This window comes from Microbacterium sp. GXF6406 (assembly GCF_054798215.1).
Genome location: NZ_JBSJZH010000013.1, coordinates 56,379 through 72,239 on the forward strand (window position 1 = coordinate 56,379; position 15,861 = coordinate 72,239).

17 protein-coding genes are annotated in these 15,861 nt (G+C 67.0%); 8 read left to right on the forward strand and 9 right to left on the reverse strand.

Features of this window, described 5'->3' with window-relative positions; all coding sequences use genetic code 11:
• The first annotated feature begins 3 nt into the window (after positions 1–3).
• From rnc to ACWAUG_RS09075, 5 genes are all read left to right on the forward strand, one after another.
• On the forward strand, positions 4–696 hold the full coding sequence (gene rnc / locus ACWAUG_RS09055; protein ID WP_460802205.1) for a ribonuclease III: 693 nt from the start codon (positions 4–6) through the stop codon (positions 694–696).
• Entirely contained in the window at positions 689–1,552 is an 864-nt protein-coding gene (gene mutM / locus ACWAUG_RS09060) for a bifunctional DNA-formamidopyrimidine glycosylase/DNA-(apurinic or apyrimidinic site) lyase (protein WP_460802206.1), read from the forward strand. The genes rnc and mutM overlap by 8 nt, the downstream gene beginning before the upstream one ends.
• Positions 1,553–1,631: 79 nt before the next feature.
• Positions 1,632–2,075, forward strand: coding sequence for an NUDIX hydrolase (locus ACWAUG_RS09065; RefSeq protein ID WP_460802207.1), 444 nt, complete (start codon positions 1,632–1,634; stop codon positions 2,073–2,075).
• A gap of 9 nt (positions 2,076–2,084) precedes the next feature.
• Positions 2,085–2,456, forward strand: a complete 372-nt coding sequence (locus tag ACWAUG_RS09070) for a DUF6508 domain-containing protein (RefSeq protein WP_298040628.1) — start codon at positions 2,085–2,087, stop codon at positions 2,454–2,456.
• Between the two features lie 115 nt (positions 2,457–2,571).
• Positions 2,572–3,528: a MerR family DNA-binding transcriptional regulator gene (locus ACWAUG_RS09075; protein ID WP_460802208.1), complete on the forward strand. Its 957-nt coding sequence runs from the start codon at positions 2,572–2,574 to the stop codon at positions 3,526–3,528.
• 16 nt (positions 3,529–3,544) lie between these two features.
• Here ACWAUG_RS09075 and ACWAUG_RS09080 read toward each other — a convergent pair whose 3' ends face one another.
• Positions 3,545–4,198 (reverse strand): MBL fold metallo-hydrolase, encoded by a 654-nt coding sequence (locus tag ACWAUG_RS09080; protein ID WP_460802209.1) that lies wholly within the window; start codon positions 4,196–4,198, stop codon positions 3,545–3,547.
• On the opposite strand from ACWAUG_RS09080, the gene ACWAUG_RS09085 reads away from it, so the two are divergent.
• Entirely contained in the window at positions 4,145–4,468 is a 324-nt protein-coding gene (locus tag ACWAUG_RS09085) for a TetR-like C-terminal domain-containing protein (RefSeq protein WP_460802210.1), read from the forward strand. The two genes, ACWAUG_RS09080 and ACWAUG_RS09085, sit on opposite strands and share 54 nt — an antisense overlap.
• Before the next feature lie 66 nt (positions 4,469–4,534).
• Here the strand turns inward: ACWAUG_RS09085 and ACWAUG_RS09090 are convergent, their stop codons facing one another.
• The gene (locus ACWAUG_RS09090) at positions 4,535–4,942 is read right to left on the reverse strand and encodes an arsenate reductase ArsC (RefSeq protein WP_298040637.1); all 408 of its coding nucleotides are present in this window, start codon (positions 4,940–4,942) and stop codon (positions 4,535–4,537) included.
• 142 nt (positions 4,943–5,084) lie between these two features.
• Here ACWAUG_RS09090 and ACWAUG_RS09095 point away from each other — a divergent pair, with 142 nt between their 5' ends.
• Positions 5,085–5,594, forward strand: coding sequence for a GNAT family N-acetyltransferase (locus ACWAUG_RS09095; protein WP_460802211.1), 510 nt, complete (start codon positions 5,085–5,087; stop codon positions 5,592–5,594).
• Here ACWAUG_RS09095 and ACWAUG_RS09100 read toward each other — a convergent pair.
• The 6 genes from ACWAUG_RS09100 to ACWAUG_RS09125 all read right to left on the reverse strand — a co-directional run bounded on the left by ACWAUG_RS09100 (position 5,567) and on the right by ACWAUG_RS09125 (position 10,900).
• Entirely contained in the window at positions 5,567–6,310 is a 744-nt protein-coding gene (locus tag ACWAUG_RS09100) for a DUF6226 family protein (protein ID WP_460802212.1), read from the reverse strand. The two genes, ACWAUG_RS09095 and ACWAUG_RS09100, sit on opposite strands and share 28 nt — an antisense overlap.
• 87 nt (positions 6,311–6,397) lie before the next feature.
• Entirely contained in the window at positions 6,398–7,720 is a 1,323-nt protein-coding gene (locus tag ACWAUG_RS09105; RefSeq protein ID WP_460802213.1) for a permease, read from the reverse strand.
• Complete coding sequence (locus tag ACWAUG_RS09110) at positions 7,717–8,412, reverse strand: ABC transporter ATP-binding protein (protein WP_298040645.1); 696 nt, start codon at positions 8,410–8,412, stop codon at positions 7,717–7,719. The genes ACWAUG_RS09105 and ACWAUG_RS09110 overlap by 4 nt, the downstream gene beginning before the upstream one ends.
• Before the next feature lie 96 nt (positions 8,413–8,508).
• The gene (locus ACWAUG_RS09115; RefSeq protein ID WP_298040647.1) at positions 8,509–9,582 is read right to left on the reverse strand and encodes a GNAT family protein; all 1,074 of its coding nucleotides are present in this window, start codon (positions 9,580–9,582) and stop codon (positions 8,509–8,511) included.
• A complete protein-coding gene (locus ACWAUG_RS09120) occupies positions 9,579–10,670 on the reverse strand; it encodes a GNAT family N-acetyltransferase (RefSeq protein ID WP_298040649.1) in 1,092 nt (363 codons plus the stop codon). Before ACWAUG_RS09120 ends, ACWAUG_RS09115 begins: the two co-directional genes overlap by 4 nt.
• Positions 10,671–10,681: 11 nt before the next feature.
• Complete coding sequence (locus ACWAUG_RS09125) at positions 10,682–10,900, reverse strand: hypothetical protein (RefSeq protein WP_298040651.1); 219 nt, start codon at positions 10,898–10,900, stop codon at positions 10,682–10,684.
• A gap of 541 nt (positions 10,901–11,441) precedes the next feature.
• On the opposite strand from ACWAUG_RS09125, the gene smc reads away from it, so the two are divergent.
• Positions 11,442–14,957: a chromosome segregation protein SMC gene (gene smc / locus ACWAUG_RS09130; RefSeq protein WP_460802214.1), complete on the forward strand. Its 3,516-nt coding sequence runs from the start codon at positions 11,442–11,444 to the stop codon at positions 14,955–14,957.
• Positions 14,958–15,007: 50 nt separating this feature from the next.
• On the opposite strand, the gene ACWAUG_RS09135 is transcribed toward smc, so the two are convergent.
• Positions 15,008–15,673 carry an alpha/beta hydrolase gene (locus tag ACWAUG_RS09135; RefSeq protein ID WP_460802215.1) on the reverse strand — a complete coding sequence of 222 codons (666 nt, stop codon included), beginning with the start codon at positions 15,671–15,673 and terminating at the stop codon, positions 15,008–15,010.
• Positions 15,674–15,861: the final 188 nt, after the last annotated feature.

The following is a 15,861-nucleotide window of genomic DNA, read 5'->3' on the forward strand; positions in this document are numbered from 1 at the left end:
ATCGTGACTGACGTCCCCGTCGGGACGGCATCTCTCGCAAAGAAGCTCAGGGTCGATATCGACCCTGAGCTGCTTTCGTTGGCGCTGACCCATCGTTCTTACGCTTACGAGCACGGCGGAGCCCCGCACAACGAGCGCCTGGAGTTCCTGGGCGACTCGGTGCTGGGGCAGGCCGTGACCGTGATGCTCTACACGACGCACCCCGAACTCACGGAGGGGCAGCTCGCCAAGCGGCGTGCGAGCGTGGTCTCCACGGTCGCCCTCGCTGAGGTGGCTCGAGGAATCGGGCTGGGCGAGCACCTGTTGCTCGGTCGCGGTGAGGAGCAGACCGGTGGTCGTGACAAGGACTCGATCCTTGCGGACACCATGGAAGCGGTATTCGGCGCGACGTTTCTGTCTGCCGGTCAGGACGCCGCCACCGAGCTCGTGCTGCGCCTCACCGAGCCGCTGCTCGACGACCCCGAGCGCTACGGCGCGGCGATGGATCCGAAGACGAGTCTTCAGGAACTCGCTGCGCGGCTGGGCGAGTCGGCACCGGAGTATTCGGTGACCGCTACCGGGCCCGACCATAATCGGCGTTTCACGGCGACGGTGACGGTCGGAGATTCCACGAGCTCGGGTGATGGCACGAGCAAGAAGACCGCCGAGATGGCTGCCGCGCTCACCGCGTGGCGCACCCTCAGCAGCCGTGCCTGAGCTTCCCGAAGTCGAGGTCGTTCGCGCGGGCCTTGCCCCCGCGGTGATCGGGTCGACGGTGACGGCCGTGTCCGTCCTCGATGAGCGTGCGCTCACGAGGCATGCGGCCGGTGCCGTCGACTTCGTCGCGCGCCTCGAGGGCGTGCGCATCGACGACGCTCGTCGTCGTGGGAAGTTTCTCTGGCTGCCTCTGGCCGGAGGCTCGGATGCCATGACTGCTCACCTCGGTATGAGTGGACAGATGCTGCTTCGTGTTCCGGATGCCCCGCCGGAGCGGCATGAGCGCATCCGGCTCTTCGTCGAGCATCCTTCACACGGCAGGCTTGCCGTCGTCTTCGCCGACCAGCGGACTTTCGGCTCGCTCGCGGTCGATGCTCTCGTGCCCGACGGCGACGACCTGATCCCCACGCAGGTGCAGCACATCGCCCGTGATCCGCTGGATGCCGCGTTTGACGATGCGGCCTTCGTAGCCGCGGTGCGTCGCCGGCCGAGCGCGATCAAGCGGATCATGCTCGACCAGACGGTCGTCAGCGGCATCGGCAACATCTATGCCGACGAGTCGCTGTGGGCCGCCCGCATCCATCCGGAAACGCAGGGGCGTGCGCTGTCGACGCAGGCGGTTCGCCGTATTATCGGCGAGGTTCGGCTCGTGCTCGAGAAGGCCCTCGCCGAGGGCGGGACGAGCTTCGACGCGCAGTACGTGAACGTCAATGGGCAGGCGGGTTACTTCGCGCACTCGCTGAACGCATACGGTCAGACGGGCAAGCCGTGCGCCCGCTGCGGCGGCGCGATCAGGCGCGAGGCGTTCATGAACCGCGGCTCGCACTTCTGCCCGCGGTGCCAGCGGCGACGGTGAGCACTGGCTGTCCCTCCTGCCGTTGAACGAGCGGAGCGAGTCGAAAGCTCTCGCCCAGTCAAGGACTACTCTTGATCGGATGGAGTCACGCACCGTCCGCAAAGCTGTCGCATACGTCGTTCGCAACGAGCAGCTGCTCGTCTTCACGCATGACGACTTCCCGATGGAGATCACCGGTGTGCAGGTGCCGGCGGGCTCCATCGAAGATGACGAGTCCCCGGCGGATGCTGTCGTCCGGGAGGTCGCAGAGGAGACCGGCCTCCTCGCTCGAATCGTTCGCCCTCTCGGCGTGGGGCACTATGACATGCGGCCAGCAAAGCCTGAGATTCATGAACGGCACTTCTTCCAGCTCGAGGTTCTCGACTCCGACGTGCTGTCACGGTGGACGTGGGGCGAGTCCGACCCGTCGGACGGCGGCTCGGACGTGCGCTGGACCTGCTGGTGGATGCCGATGAAAGATGCCCACGTCCTGTGCGCCGGTTTCGGCGCGCTCCTCGGGAACATCAGCGAGAGCAGGGGATAGATGCACGCAGTGCAGAGAATCAGCATCGGTATCGAGCTGCTTGAGGGCGGATATGTCGTCGGGTGGACTCCGTCGGGGGAGAGCGCTCCAGGAGTGCACATCATGTCCTACCCCGATTATGACCGCCGGCTCATGGAAGCGCTGTGGGGAGCCTCGGAACTGGTCGGAACCGACTACGGATACGCAGCCCGAGTCGACGAGGTGCGTGACCTGAGCGTCCCGGGAATGACGCGCTCGCAGTTGTCCACGTTTCTGACCTGGATCCAGCGCAGCGAGAGATTCTGCGACGGGGCGATCGATGACTTTGTCAAGGACGGTCGGGTGCTGCAGGCGCTCCGCCGAGCTGCTGAGCTGGGAACAAGCGTGGAACAAAGCGCCTAAACGGCGAAAAGTGAAGACCTAAGGCTGTGATGGATTTAGGACCCCGTGCCCCGACAGCGGACGCTTGACCCTGCCCCACAGGTCAAGGTTTAGCGTCGAGCGCGGAGGTGGTTTGATGCAGATCGGTGAACTCGCTCGGCGTTCCGGTGTGACCCTGAAAGCCGTGCGCTATTACGAGAGCCTCGGGCTCGTGCATCCGGAACGCCTGCCGAACGGGTATCGCGCCTACCGGGAGAGCGACCTGCAGGCGGTCATCGAGATCCGCGAGCTGTCTGCCGCGGGGCTCACCGCGCGTCAGACGATTCCGTTCGTGGAGTGCCTTTCGCTCGGCCACGAGCATGGCGATGACTGCCCGTCCTCTCTTGTGGTCTACCGAGACGCCATCGACGAGATCGACCGTGCCATCGCATCCCTCCAGGCCAAGAGAACTGAGCTCGTGCACCGGCTCGACACGGGCGCGTCTCGAAACTTCACGAAGGAGACGGCGATGACTGACCTGAACCGCCTGCCTGAGGGGTTGCCCGTCCCGACGGATGACGGCGCCGCCGCGCATCTTCCGGGCCCCTCGCTGCCGGCGCTGAGTCTCGAGGGGACCGACGGTCATCGCGTGGATCTCGGTGGGCTCGGCGCGGGAAGAACGGTCTTCTACGTCTATCCGCTCACGGGGCGGCCCGGGACGGATCTGCCGGACGGCTGGGAGGTGATCCCCGGTGCGCGAGGCTGCACCAGCGAGGCCTGCGACTTCCGTGACCACTTCGTTGATCTGCAGGCGGCCGGAGCGGATGCGGTGTACGGACTCTCGAGTCAGGATGTTGCGTATCAGACCCAGGTCGTGGAGCGGCTCGGACTGCCGTTCGCGATGCTCTCCGATGAGGGCTTCCAGCTCGCGGATGCTCTCGACCTCCCGACATTCGTCGCCCCCGGTGTGGGCCGGCTCTACTCACGCCTCACCCTCATCGTGCGCGCGGGGCGGATCGAACACATCTTCTACCCGATCTTCCCGCCGAACACGCACGCTCAGCAGGTGCTCACATGGCTCCGAGAGCATCCGCTGGACTCGTCTGACTTGTGAGCGCCCGCCTGGCCGTTCAGTATTCATGGATCGCGGCCACGAGGTCGGCGGGCGAGCCTCGCCATGGCTTGCCGTGGCCGGGCAGAATCCAGCCGGCGTTGACTTCCATGAGTTTGTCCAACGACGCGGATGCTTCTTCCGGATCATCCGTGAAGGGAGCGGGCTGCGGAATCTCGCTACCGGTCAGCACGTGTCGTGTGGTGAGCGCGTCGCCGACGAAAACGGCATCGACGGCGGGGACGGATATCGCGATGCTGCCGGGGGAGTGGCCGGGCATTGCGACGATGACGGGATCACCGGGAAGGTCGAGTCTCTCGCCGTCGACGACCTCGATGACATCCTGGACGTACCGGGTGCGCAGTCCGTTCTTGCGCAGCGCGTAGGCGAGGAAGCCGGCGGTGCGGAAGAAGCGCATCGGCCCCATCGCGGTCTTCGGCTTCTCTCCGGTGCGCACACGATGAGCGTCCGCGCCGTGGATGAACACGGGAACACCCTGTTCCTCGCGCAGCCGCTCGGCGAACCCGATGTGGTCGCTGTCGCCGTGGGTGAGCACGAGGCCGCGGATGTCGGAGAGCGGTCGGCCGATCAGATCGAGCTCGTGCAGCAGGTCGTTCCAATGGCCGTTCCGGACCTCGACCACCTTGCCCGCGCGTACCGTGCCTTCGCCCATCAGCATCCCGAGGCGTTCCGCCTCATATTCACGCCGGCGGCTTCGCAGGAGTCTCTGCAACGCTCGGCGGCCCCCGTACTCCTGGCGGTGACGGCATTCGTCGGGGAAGATCACGCGTTGTCAGCCGCGCGCCTGTTCACCGCCTGGGCGACGGGCTTCGTCCAGATGGAGCTCGCCGGCGCCTTCCGTCTCGGTGGCGACGTCGAGGATGCCTTCGAGTACGGGCTCCGGCATATGATCGCCAGCCTCGAAGCCGGCCGGACGGGCTGACGACCGTGGCTGGCTCAGCGCTCCTTCTTCAGACCCTGTCGCGTCGTGCCTCACCCACTATGGCGATCACGCGAGCAGATCAGCGAGCAGGGCTTCGACGCGCTGCTTGATCTCATCGCGGATCGGCCGTACCGACGCGATGCCCCGTCCGGCCGGATCCTCGAGTTCCCAGTCCTCGTAGCGCTTTCCGGGGAAGATCGGGCAGGCGTCTCCGCATCCCATCGTGATCACAGCATCCGATTCCCGCACGGCATCGATCGTGAGCACCTTCGGCTGCTCGGCGGTGATGTCGATCTCGACCTCTTGCATTGCCGCTACAGCCACCGGATTGATCCGCTCAGCGGGCATCGACCCGGCGGAACGCACCTCGACTCGGTCGCCGGCGAGCGCACGAAGCCATCCCGCGGCCATCTGGGATCGTCCCGCATTGTGAACGCAGACGAAGAGCACGGATGGCTGGGAATCTTCGGACATGAGAGCTGCTTTCGGAGCGACGGATGAAGATCAGGAAAGAAGGGTGCGCTGATCCGGGACGTGACCGAGCGTACTCGGCCCGGCACATCCGGGGCGATCCGGGGACGGCCTCCGCGATGCTTCGCAGCGTTACGCTGATCGGATGCGAGTGGAACTGCGTCTGCCCGGGCCGGCCGATGAGAGCGCATGCCGTCTGCTGCACGAGCAGCTCGCTGCCGACGAATTCGAATTCCTGCAGTTCGCGGGATCCTGGGAAGAGATCTGCGCCGGCGTCCGCCGTGAGCATGACGGCGTCGACATCGCGCCGGGTCGCGTGCCCAGCAGTTGGTTGCTCGCCATCGCGGACGGCGAGATCGTCGGGCGCGTGTCGATCCGTCATGAGCTGAACGATTTCCTGCTCCACGAGGGCGGGCACATCGGCTATGCGGTCGGCCCCGCGCATCGCCGTCGCGGGTACGCGACCGAGATCCTGCGCCTCGCGGTTTCCGACCTCGCAGCAAGGGGAGTAGGGCGTGTCCTCGTGACATGTGACGACTCGAACCAAGCATCCGCCGGCGTCATCGAGACGTGCGGCGGCGTGTTCGAGGACAGGCACGTCGCCCGCGGCGGGATTCTCAAGCGCCGTTACTGGATCGACGCGGCATCCGTCTGAGGCCGTGCCGGCCACGGCAGCCAATTCCCGGCGGGGCTCGCCTCGGCGACCGCCCGCAAAGCCGCGGCGGCAGCAGCCAGTTCCGGAGCCGTGAGATCGGATGCTGCGCTCCCGCCGCCGCTCGAACCGCTGTCGTCGAGCATCACGAGCGAGTGAGACACGGTCTGCCCCATGTCGACGACGAACCCGCCCGCGCGGCTGTAACCCACCCGTCGCCGCCGCGGCTTGCCGACCTTCTCGGTGAGACCGCCGCCTGCGATCGACAGCACCTGCTGCTCGAGCTCCTCGGCCGCAGCGTCCCACGTCTCATCGCACGCGTCGCATCCGCAGCTCGGGAACGCCTCCTCGAAGAACATGCCCGCCCGCACCCGCACACCGGGATACGCCGTGAACAGCACCGTCATCGACGCGGACGCCTCATGCCGCGGCGTGAACCGCACGGCGCGCACGACGGCATCCGCCGGGGTTGGATGCCGGAAGTCCGCGGCGACATGCGCGCCCTCCTCGACATCGACGGCATACGTCGTGACGAGGTGTGCGATCAGCGCGTCCGCCACCGCGTGCAGCGGGGCGAAGCGCTCCGGATGCTCGTCTACCGAGTAGCTGTCCTCCGGCGGTCCGTCGAGGTGCGCCCACCGATTGCCGTAGTCGATCCGCTCGCCCTGCGCGTCGAAGAAATCGTCGGGCTCGATGTGCGGGCGGATGTAGGAGGTCATGCTCCGCAGATTATCGCGGACGAGCATGTCCGTGGCTGTCGTTGTGGAATCGGGGACCGGGCCCCCCGCACCGTATTGTCCGTTTCCTCACGCCGGAGCGAAGGCCCGGGCCAGCAGGGGACGCGTGACCCGCGTGCTCAACCAGACCAGGGCGACACCGCAGATCAGAACGGCGGCGATGGTCAGCAGTGAAAGCGGCGCGATGATCAGGGCAACGCCCAGCAGGGGGAAGAGCATCGCCGCGGCGCACAGCGCGGATCCGATCGTCACCAGCAGAATCGGCGCCATGACGGCGCGCACGCGTGCCGAATCCACCGTCGCGAGCGGTACACCGAGCCGGTGCAGGCTGCGGTGCATCTCGTGCTGATCGATCAGAGCGGACGACTGGTTGACCCCGAGCGAGACCGCCACCATCAGGAACGAGGCGATCAGGGTGATGATCAGGCCGGTGCGGATGTCTGTCGCGAGCAGAAGATTTGCGTTCCCATCGGGCCCATCTGTGCTCATGTCGATGAGCGCGATTCCGGTGCCGGCGAAGACGGCCATGAAGCTCGCCATCGCGACCCCGCTCACCTGCCGCCAGGCAGCTGGCGGCGACTCGAGCACGAGACGGGCGGAGAGCAGTCGCTCGGGCTTGTCGGCACGTCGGAGACCGAGACGCGCGTGCACTGTGAGAACCCACGGGCCGATGAGGTTCAGCACACCGAGGGAGGCCCCGAACAGTCCGACGATGACGATCACCGTGAGCGCGAACCCGATGCCGCCGGGGAGCGCCCCGAGCACGGTGAATGCGACACCGATCACGACGACGGCGATGACGGCCCGAATCCAATGCACTCGAGGCGTCGTCGTGCGTGAGCGAACGCCGAGAGGCGAGATGATGATGCGTCGAAGCCCGAGGATCGCGCTCACCGCTGCGAGCGCGACGACCGCCATGACGATCAGAAGAATGACGGGCGTGCTGAGCAGCACAGCCTCGAACCCGAGCGGTTCGCCTCGGAAGGCGATGAGGCCGATCAGCGGGGTGAGCGTGAGGTAGCCGAGTACGCCCACGACGGCTCCTGCCGTCGCGACCACCGTGGATTCGACGACGGTCGCGGTCACGACGCCGGCAGGGGAGACGCCCAGAAGACGAAGGGTCGAGAGCCGTTCGTCGCGGCGTCGGGCGGAGAGCCGGGCTGCTGCCGCGCCGAGGGTGGCGAGGGGGATGAGGAGGAGCATGAGAGCGACCGAGGCCAGCGCCTGATAGAGCCCGGCATCGAGATCGGTCCATGTCCAGAACTTCTGTGCGCCCCCGATCACCGAGAGCAGCAGTGCCGTGACGACGGCGAACGACGTGAGAGGCAGCGCGAGAACTCCGCCCTGGCCGCGTTCGGGTTTGAGCAGGAGAGCCAGGACAGCGGGGTTCATGCCGACACCTCGGCGGTGACGATGCTGCCGTCGCGCATCAGAACGGTTCGCGAGCACCGGGCGGCCACGTCGGCATCGTGCGTGACGACCACGAGCGAGCGCCCCTGTCCGGTCGTGGACCAGAGCAGGGCATCCATGACCTCGTGCGAGGTCTTCGAGTCGAGCGCTCCCGTCGGCTCGTCGGCGAAGACGAGCTCGGCGCCCGTGACCTGGGCGCGGGCGATCGCGACGCGCTGCGCCTGACCGCCGGACAGTTCGCCGATGCGGTTGTCCTCCTTGCCGGCGAGTCCGAGGGATGCCATCCATCCGGCCGCGTGCTCGAGCGCTGTGCGGCGGCGGGTGCCGTTGATCATGAGAGCGAGGGCGATGTTCTCGACGGCGGTCAGCTCGGGGATCAGCAGACCCTGTTGGAACACGAACCCGAATCGTTCCCGTCGCAGTCGAGACCGCAGCGATTCTGATCCGCCGGTCACGTCGATCGGTGCGCCGTCGGTCGGGGAGAAGACCACGGAACCGGCAGCCGGGGTGACGATTCCTGCCAGCACATGCAGCAGAGTCGTTTTACCCGAGCCGGAGGCGCCCATGATCGCGAGCGATTCACCGCGGCGCACGTGCATGTCTACTCCGCCGAGCGCGCGTGTCTGGCCGTAGATCTTGGTCAGTGCGTGGGATTCGAGGACGAGATCAGTCATGATTCCAGCCTTGTCGTCCCGCTCTGCGGCGTCGTCCGTCGCAAGTCGTGTCAATGCGGCCGGGGATACATCGGAAGGATGATCCCCGGCTGCATGTCACGTCAGACGCTTCTGCCACCCGCCCGCATAGGAGGCCGGGACGAAGCCCATCGCCTCGTTGATGTCGAGCATCGCCCGGTTCTCCTCGGCGTTGAAGGTCACGACCTTCGGCGAGCGCGGTGCGATGCCCTGCCAACGCAACAGGTTCGCGCACTTCACGACCGTGCCGAGACGTCGTCCGCGATGCTCTGGCACGACGAGCGTGCCCCACTGGTGAGTGACGCCCGTGAGATCGCCGTCCGCCTTGAGCTCGTTGAAGGCGACGATCTCTCCGGTCGGGACATGCTCCACCGCGGCGACGGAGAACGTCGCGCCGCCGGAGAGGATGCGGGCGTCGCGCCGGGCGACCTTCTCGTCGTCCCATACCTCCGCTTCGGAGACGAGATCGCCGACGGGGACGTCGGTCGCCATGCGCGCGATCACGCCGCCGTATCCGCGGCGCAGCTCGGGCGGAGTCGGCAGGCTCCACTCGACGAGACGGTACTCGTCGCCGGCGTAGGCGATCGCCTCGTCGAGGCGGCGGTGCACGGCATCCATCGGCTGATCGAGCGGCAGGATGCTCGTGCGCTCGACCTGCTCGAACGTGAAACCGTTCGCCACGAGCAGTTCGCTCATCGGCGTCGATGCGACCAGACCCCACCCCGTCGCCGGGGTGATCGGCGCGTCACCGGGGGAGGCCGGATGCAGCGTCCAGGACTGCAGAACCGATCGGCCGAGTTCCCGTGCTTCGGCTTCGGCGCGGGAGAGCAGCGTCTGCCCCGTCGTCGCCATCTCCTCCGGCATCACCGAGAACTCCACCTCGGCGCGGGTCGTGCCCGCCGCGGTGTTCGTCTGGAGCACGGCGGCGCCGACGATCTCACCGTCGCGCCGGGCGACGAAGCCCCGCGAGAGCCGGTCACTCTGATCGTGCCAGGCCGGCAGCAGGCTCTCGACCGTGTCGTCGAGGTCGGCCGTGCCGACATCCGCCCTGGCCATGGCGTTGCCGATGTCGACCATCGCGCGGAACTCCGCGGCATCCGGAGCGTTCGCCGTCTTCGGCACGACGAGGCCGGTGATGATGATGTCGGTCACTTCAGTTCCTTCTTCCATGCGCCCTCGTAGGCGATGGGGGCGAATCCGAGTGTCTCGTTGATGTCGAGCATCGGACGGTTCTCCTCGGCGTTGTAGGTGAGGACCTTCGGGGAACGCGGGTACCGTGCGTGCCAGCCGAGGAGACCCGCGGTCTTGACGAGCATCCCGAGCCGATGCCCACGGTGGCCTGCGAGCACAAGGGTGTCGTGCTGATGCGAGGTGTCAGCGGGGTCGGATGCGCGAATCGCCAGCTCGTTGAAAGCGCACAGCTCGCCAGTGGCGACGTGCTGCGCCGCCGTGACCTGCACAGCGAAGCCCTTCGCCGCGTGGTGCGCCTCCAGCTCTCGCACACGTGTCGTGTCCCAGACCTCTACGGGAGTGCCGAGCTCGGCGTCCGGAACATCTGTCGACATTCGTGACTTCATCCATGCATAGCCCTCGACGAACTCATCCGGCGTCGGCAGCATCCACTGCACGACCCGATAATCCGAGGCATGCGCCTGGGCCGTCTCACGCGCTCGCCGCAGATGGGCGAGCGATGCAGCATCCGGGGACCACGCGCTGGTCCGCACGACCTGCTCGAGGCGGAATCCGCGGCGGTCGAGGAACCGGGCGGCACCGTCGCGCGGTACCGCGCCGAAACCCGTCGGGGAATGGAGCATGTCGCTTCCATCACCGTGGTGCTCGACCCAGCCCATGAGATGACGGATACCCTCGACGCGCAGCGCGCCCTCAAGCGCGGTGAGTGCCGCGGTTCCGATGCCGCGGCCGGTGCGGGCCTTCAAGATCGAGATGACGCCGAGAGCAGTATCGGCATCCCCGTCCTGCAGCATGGCCGTGGCAACGCATCCGATGGTCTCGCCGTCTTCCTCGATGCACCACTGGCGCTTCTTCGACGCGATGGAGTCGTAGAGCACGGGAAGCAGTTCCTCGGGCGAGAGAGCGTCGTCTTCGCGACCGGACGTCTCTTTGATCGTGCGGTTGCGCACCTCGGCATAGGCGCGCAGTAGTGGGGTGGGCCCCGCGTCCGCCCGGGCGGGAAGCTCGAGCGGACGCAGGACGGCGGAAGGGGTGAGGTGAATCGTCATGGTCTCTCCGATCAGCGCAGCTGACGCTGCAGGTCGTAGGTCAACAGGTGGCGCGACGTGGCCGATGCGGCTCGCTCCCGTGCCAGCTGCAGGGCGACCTGTTCACGGGTGAGGTCGCCGGTGCGCTCATCCGTGCGCGCTGCGCGAAGAAGCAACCAGAGCCCGATGCGGAGGGAGAACCGGTCGCCGATCGACAGCTTACGGCGGTCGGTCGGGACGACGACGGTCACCTCCTCGGTACACGGTGGGTGGACGGTTTTACGAAGCAGGGCTTCAGCGTTCACGAGAATGCTCGTTTCTTGAATCGATTTCTTCAGGGGAATCAGGTGCACCGGGGCGGATGCCGGGGTGCGAGCGGGCGGCTACGAGAGCGGAGACGACGCCCGAGGGGCTGGTCGACGACAGATGCGACCGGTGGGACAGCGGGGAGAGCCGGATCGAGAGGCCGTCAGAGGACGGGCGCTCAGAGAACGGTTCTACGACAGCGCGCTGAATCGGATCCCGGAACGGCGGGACACCTGATCGAGCATGCGGGTCGCGGCTGTGCCGGCGAGATGCGCAATGCGAGTGATCGTGATCATGGTGTCCTCCTTCCGTACGGGATCAGGGTTGACAAGTTAGTCCTGTGAATCCGCTGACGTCAAGCCGCCGGGCGTGTCATCGGCGTGTCGTGGTGAACCGGATGCGGCTCAGCACCGCGCGTGAGCCGCGGAACGGCGCGGAATTCCGGTAGCGTTGCGACGTGATCTCCCGTCGACGAACGGTGCCGGCATGCACCTGAAGAGTTTGACCCTCAAGGGGTTCAAGTCGTTCGCGCAGCCCACGAGCTTCGTCTTCGAGCCCGGTGTGACCTGCATCGTCGGCCCGAACGGCTCGGGTAAATCAAATGTCGTGGATGCCCTCGCCTGGGTCATGGGAGAGCAGGGGGCGAAGACCCTGCGCGGCGGCAAAATGGAAGACGTCATCTTCGCCGGTACCTCCACGCGTGGACCCCTCGGTCGCGCCGAGGTGCAGCTCACGATCGACAACAGCGACGGTGCCCTGCCGATCGAGTTCGCCGAGGTCACGATCAGCCGCACGCTGTTCCGCAACGGCTCCAGCGAATACGCCATCAACGGCTCCGGATGCCGTCTGCTCGACGTGCAGGAGCTGCTGAGCGACTCGGGCCTCGGCCGTGAGATGCACGTGATCGTCGGCCAAGGCCGTCTCGATACCGTGCTGCAGGCAACGCCGGAAGACCGGCGCGGATTCATCGAAGAAGCAGCAGGAATCCTCAAGCACCGCCGCCGCAAGGAGAAGACTCTCCGCAAGCTCAACGCGATGGAGACCAACCTCACCCGCTTGAGCGACCTCGCCGGCGAGATCCGCCGTCAACTCAAACCCCTCGGCAAGCAGGCCGAGATCGCCCGGGAGGCGCAGACCATCGCCGCGGTCGTGAGAGACGCCAAGGCACGGATCTTCGCCGACGACGTCGTCGCCCTGCGCACAGCTCTCGCCGACCACACGCGCACCGAACAGGAGCGCCACACCGAGCGCCTTGTGCTCGCCGAGCAGTCCGAGACGATCCGTGTCGGCATCGCGAAACTCGAAGCCGACCAGAACTCCGCAGCCGTCGACCAGGCCCGAAGCATCGCCCACGGGCTCGAGCAGGTGCAGGAGCGCATGCGCTCGCTCTACACGCTCGCCAACCAGCGGCTCGCCCTGCTCGGCTCCGAAGAGGACGACGCCGCAGTCACCGCCGTCACCGTGACGCAGTCCACGATCGACGAGGCCGCCGATGAGATCACGGTGATCTCATCGGGTATCGGAGATGCCCAGGATGCTGCTGCCGAGGCCAGTCGCACGGTCATGGCCGCGCGAGTCGAACTCGACGCCCTCGACGTCGACATCGCCGAGCAGAGCGCGCTGGTCTCCCAGCACGAGATGGCCCTCACTGCTCTGCGCGGCACCGCAGAGGCTGCGGCTTCTGCGCTCGCCGCGGTGCGCGGTGCTGTGCAGCGTCAGCAGAACGCGCTCGATGCGGCGCATGAGCGTCGTCGAGAAGCGGCTGAGGCGTTTGAGCAGATCGAGGGCACCCAGGCGCCGGAGGCGAGTGCGGCGGAGCACACCGAGGCCTATGAGAGCGCCCAGAGGGCGGTGACCGCTGCCGAAGCGGAACGCGAGGCGCTGCGCGAGAAGCTGCATGCCGCCGAGCGCGAAGCCGAAGCGCTCATGGCCAAGGCCGGAGCGCTGAGCAGCGCCCTGTCGCTGTCCGGCGGCGCCGCGGAGGTCGTCGAATCGGGGGCCCCCGGCGTGCGCGGCCTCGTCGGCGATGCGGTGCAGGTCACTGCCGGATTCGAAGCCGCCATCGCCGCTGTTCTCGGCCCGCTCGCCGAGGGAGTGCTCGTCGATGACGCGGAGGCGGCTTTCGCCGTGGCCCGTGATTGTGCAGCCGAGGATCGAGGCATCGTCGACTTCGTGATCGCCGATGCCTTCCGCGGGCTCTCGGAGCTGCCGAAGATCGACGGGGCGACGGCGGCGATCGATGTCGTCACCGCCCCCGATGGCATCCTCGGCATCCTCTCCCACGTGCTCATCGCCGATGACCTGGAAGCTGCGCAACGCATTCGCGCGGCGTTGAACGCGCTGCACGACGACACGGCGACCGTCGTCACCACGGACGGAGAGGTCATCACGGCGCAGACCGTGCGCACAGCATCCGGATCCGACCGCTCCAGGCTCGAGCTCACGGCCGAGCGCGATGCCGCCCAAGAACGCCTCGCCGAAGTGCGCCTCACCGTCGATGAGCTCCGTGAAGCGCGCACCGCGGCATCCGAGAAGGTCGATGACACCCGTCGCCGTGCGCAGGAGGCGCTGCGGGCGCTGCGCGAGCACGACGCGGCGCTCGCGACCCACGCCGAACACGTCAACAAGGTCACCGTGCGCCACGAATCGGCCGTTGCCGAGTGCGAACGGCTCGAAGCGGGCCTTACCCAGGCGCAAGCCGCCGTCTCGGAGGCGGAGAAGTCCGCGCAGGCGGCGCAGCAGGAACTCGCTGCGGCCGAGGCGCAACCCCGCCCCGTGCTCGACGCCTCGGCGCGCGAGGGGCTGCTCGAAGCGCTCGAGACCGCGCGCGAGGGCGAGGTTCGGGCCCGGCTCGAGATCGAGACGCTGCGCGAGCGCATCCGTGCCGCGCAGACCCGCGTCGTCGCACTCGAGCGCCAACGCGAACAGGAGCGCGAGGCCGCGGCAGAAGCAGCGCGGCGCGCCGTGATCCGCCGCGGTCAGCGAGAAGCGGCATCCGCCGTCGCCGCCGAGCTTCCGCGCATCCTTGATTCGATCGACCGCTCTGTGGCCGAAGCCCGGCTCAAGCTCGGCGAGGCCGAGAGCGCGCGCTCGGCCCAGAACGAGGAGCTCACCGCTCTGCGCGCCCAGGAGACGGCGCTACGCGAGCGCTTGGCCCGCCTTACCGAGAGCGTGCACGGCATCGAACTCCAGATCCACGAGAAGAAGCTGCATCTGACGAGCCTGCTCGAGCGCGTCTCGTCGGAACTCGCCCTCGACGAGGACATCCTCGTCGCCGAATACGGCCCGGATCAGCCAGTCCCTGTAACCGATGGTGACGACGAAGCCGCCGAGTACGACCGCAAAGCCCAGGAGCGCCGCCTCGCCGAGGCGCAGCGCAAGCTGAATCAGCTGGGGCGCGTGAACCCACTCGCCCTCGAAGAGTTCGCAGCCCTCGAACAGCGTCACGCGTTCCTCACCGAGCAGCTCGCCGACCTCACCCAGACGCGTCAGGACCTGCTCACGATCATCGCCGACCTCGACGAGCGCATGCAGACGATCTTCGCGAGCGCGTTCGAAGACACCCAGCGGGCATTCGGCGAGGTCTTCCCGCTGCTGTTCCCCGGCGGCTCCGGCAGCATCTCGCTGACCAACCCCGACGACATGCTCACAACCGGCATCGAGGTCGCGGTGCGGCCAGTGGGGAAGAAGATCGAGCGCCTGTCGCTGCTCTCCGGCGGTGAGAGATCGCTGGCCGCCGTCGCCCTGCTCGTCGCGATCTTCAAGGCGCGCCCGAGCCCGTTCTACATCCTCGACGAGGTCGAAGCCGCGCTCGACGACGCGAACCTCGGCCGCCTGCTCACCGTGTTCGAGCAGCTGCGCGAGAGCTCGCAGCTGCTCATCATCACGCACCAGAAGCGCACGATGGAGATCGCCGACGCCCTCTACGGCGTCTCTATGCGCCAGGACGGTGTCTCCGCCGTCGTCGGCCAGCGGGTCGGCGACCGCGCCTCGGCCGGCTGAAACACGTTGCGACGCGGCCGCGGCAACCGATTGGCGGCGCTGTGGCGCCTTCAGAAGGCGGCTTCTGTGAGGAACTCTTCGACGATGACAGCGAAATCGGGGTGATCCTGTGGGCGATGCCCGGTCCCGGAAATCACCCGGTGACGGGCGCCGGATGCTTCGAGCATCCGTGCGATCACCTCGTACTCCGGATTCCAGCCGCCCGTGATCACGAGTGTGGAGACGTCACGCGTTGCGTTGGCACGCACGCCGTGACCCCACGGCAGCGTGGTGAAAGCCCAGTGCTCGGCGACGGCGTGCTCCGCGGCCCAGGTCTCGGGATCGAAGGATCCACCGAACATCAGCGGCCGGAACATCATCCAAAACCCGCGCAGGTCGGTCACAGCCAGGTCCCGCGCCTCGGAAACTATGGCGATATGCCGCTCGATCGCTTCATCACCGCGGACAGCGTCATAGAGGGCGGGCTCGACCAGCACGAGTCCAGCGAGATCGATGCGTCCTGATGCGGCTGCCAGTACCGCGGGAACCGCGCCGAGCGAGTGGGCGAAGAGCACTGCCCTCGGCGGTTGGCAAGCGAGGACGATTTCATCCACTCGCTGACCCATCGGTACTGCGTTGGCGAAGCTGAGGAACGTCGCCTCGTCTCGCGAGGCTGTGGGCCAGGCATCCGGTCCGCGACGTCCGGATCCATGAACAAAGACACGATTCGAGATCACGGCGCCACTTTACAGAGAAGTCCTCGGCGAGCCATCCCGGTGTTCCAAGGCTTACTCCTCAATATGCGGCGTTAATTACCTGAGTTCCTCTTTCGAGACTTACGGTTTATCGGCTCATCGCAATCGAGGGTGTAGGTGGGGTCTGAATCCTCCGGCTTCGAGTAGCGATCTGGCAACATAGTTCGTCA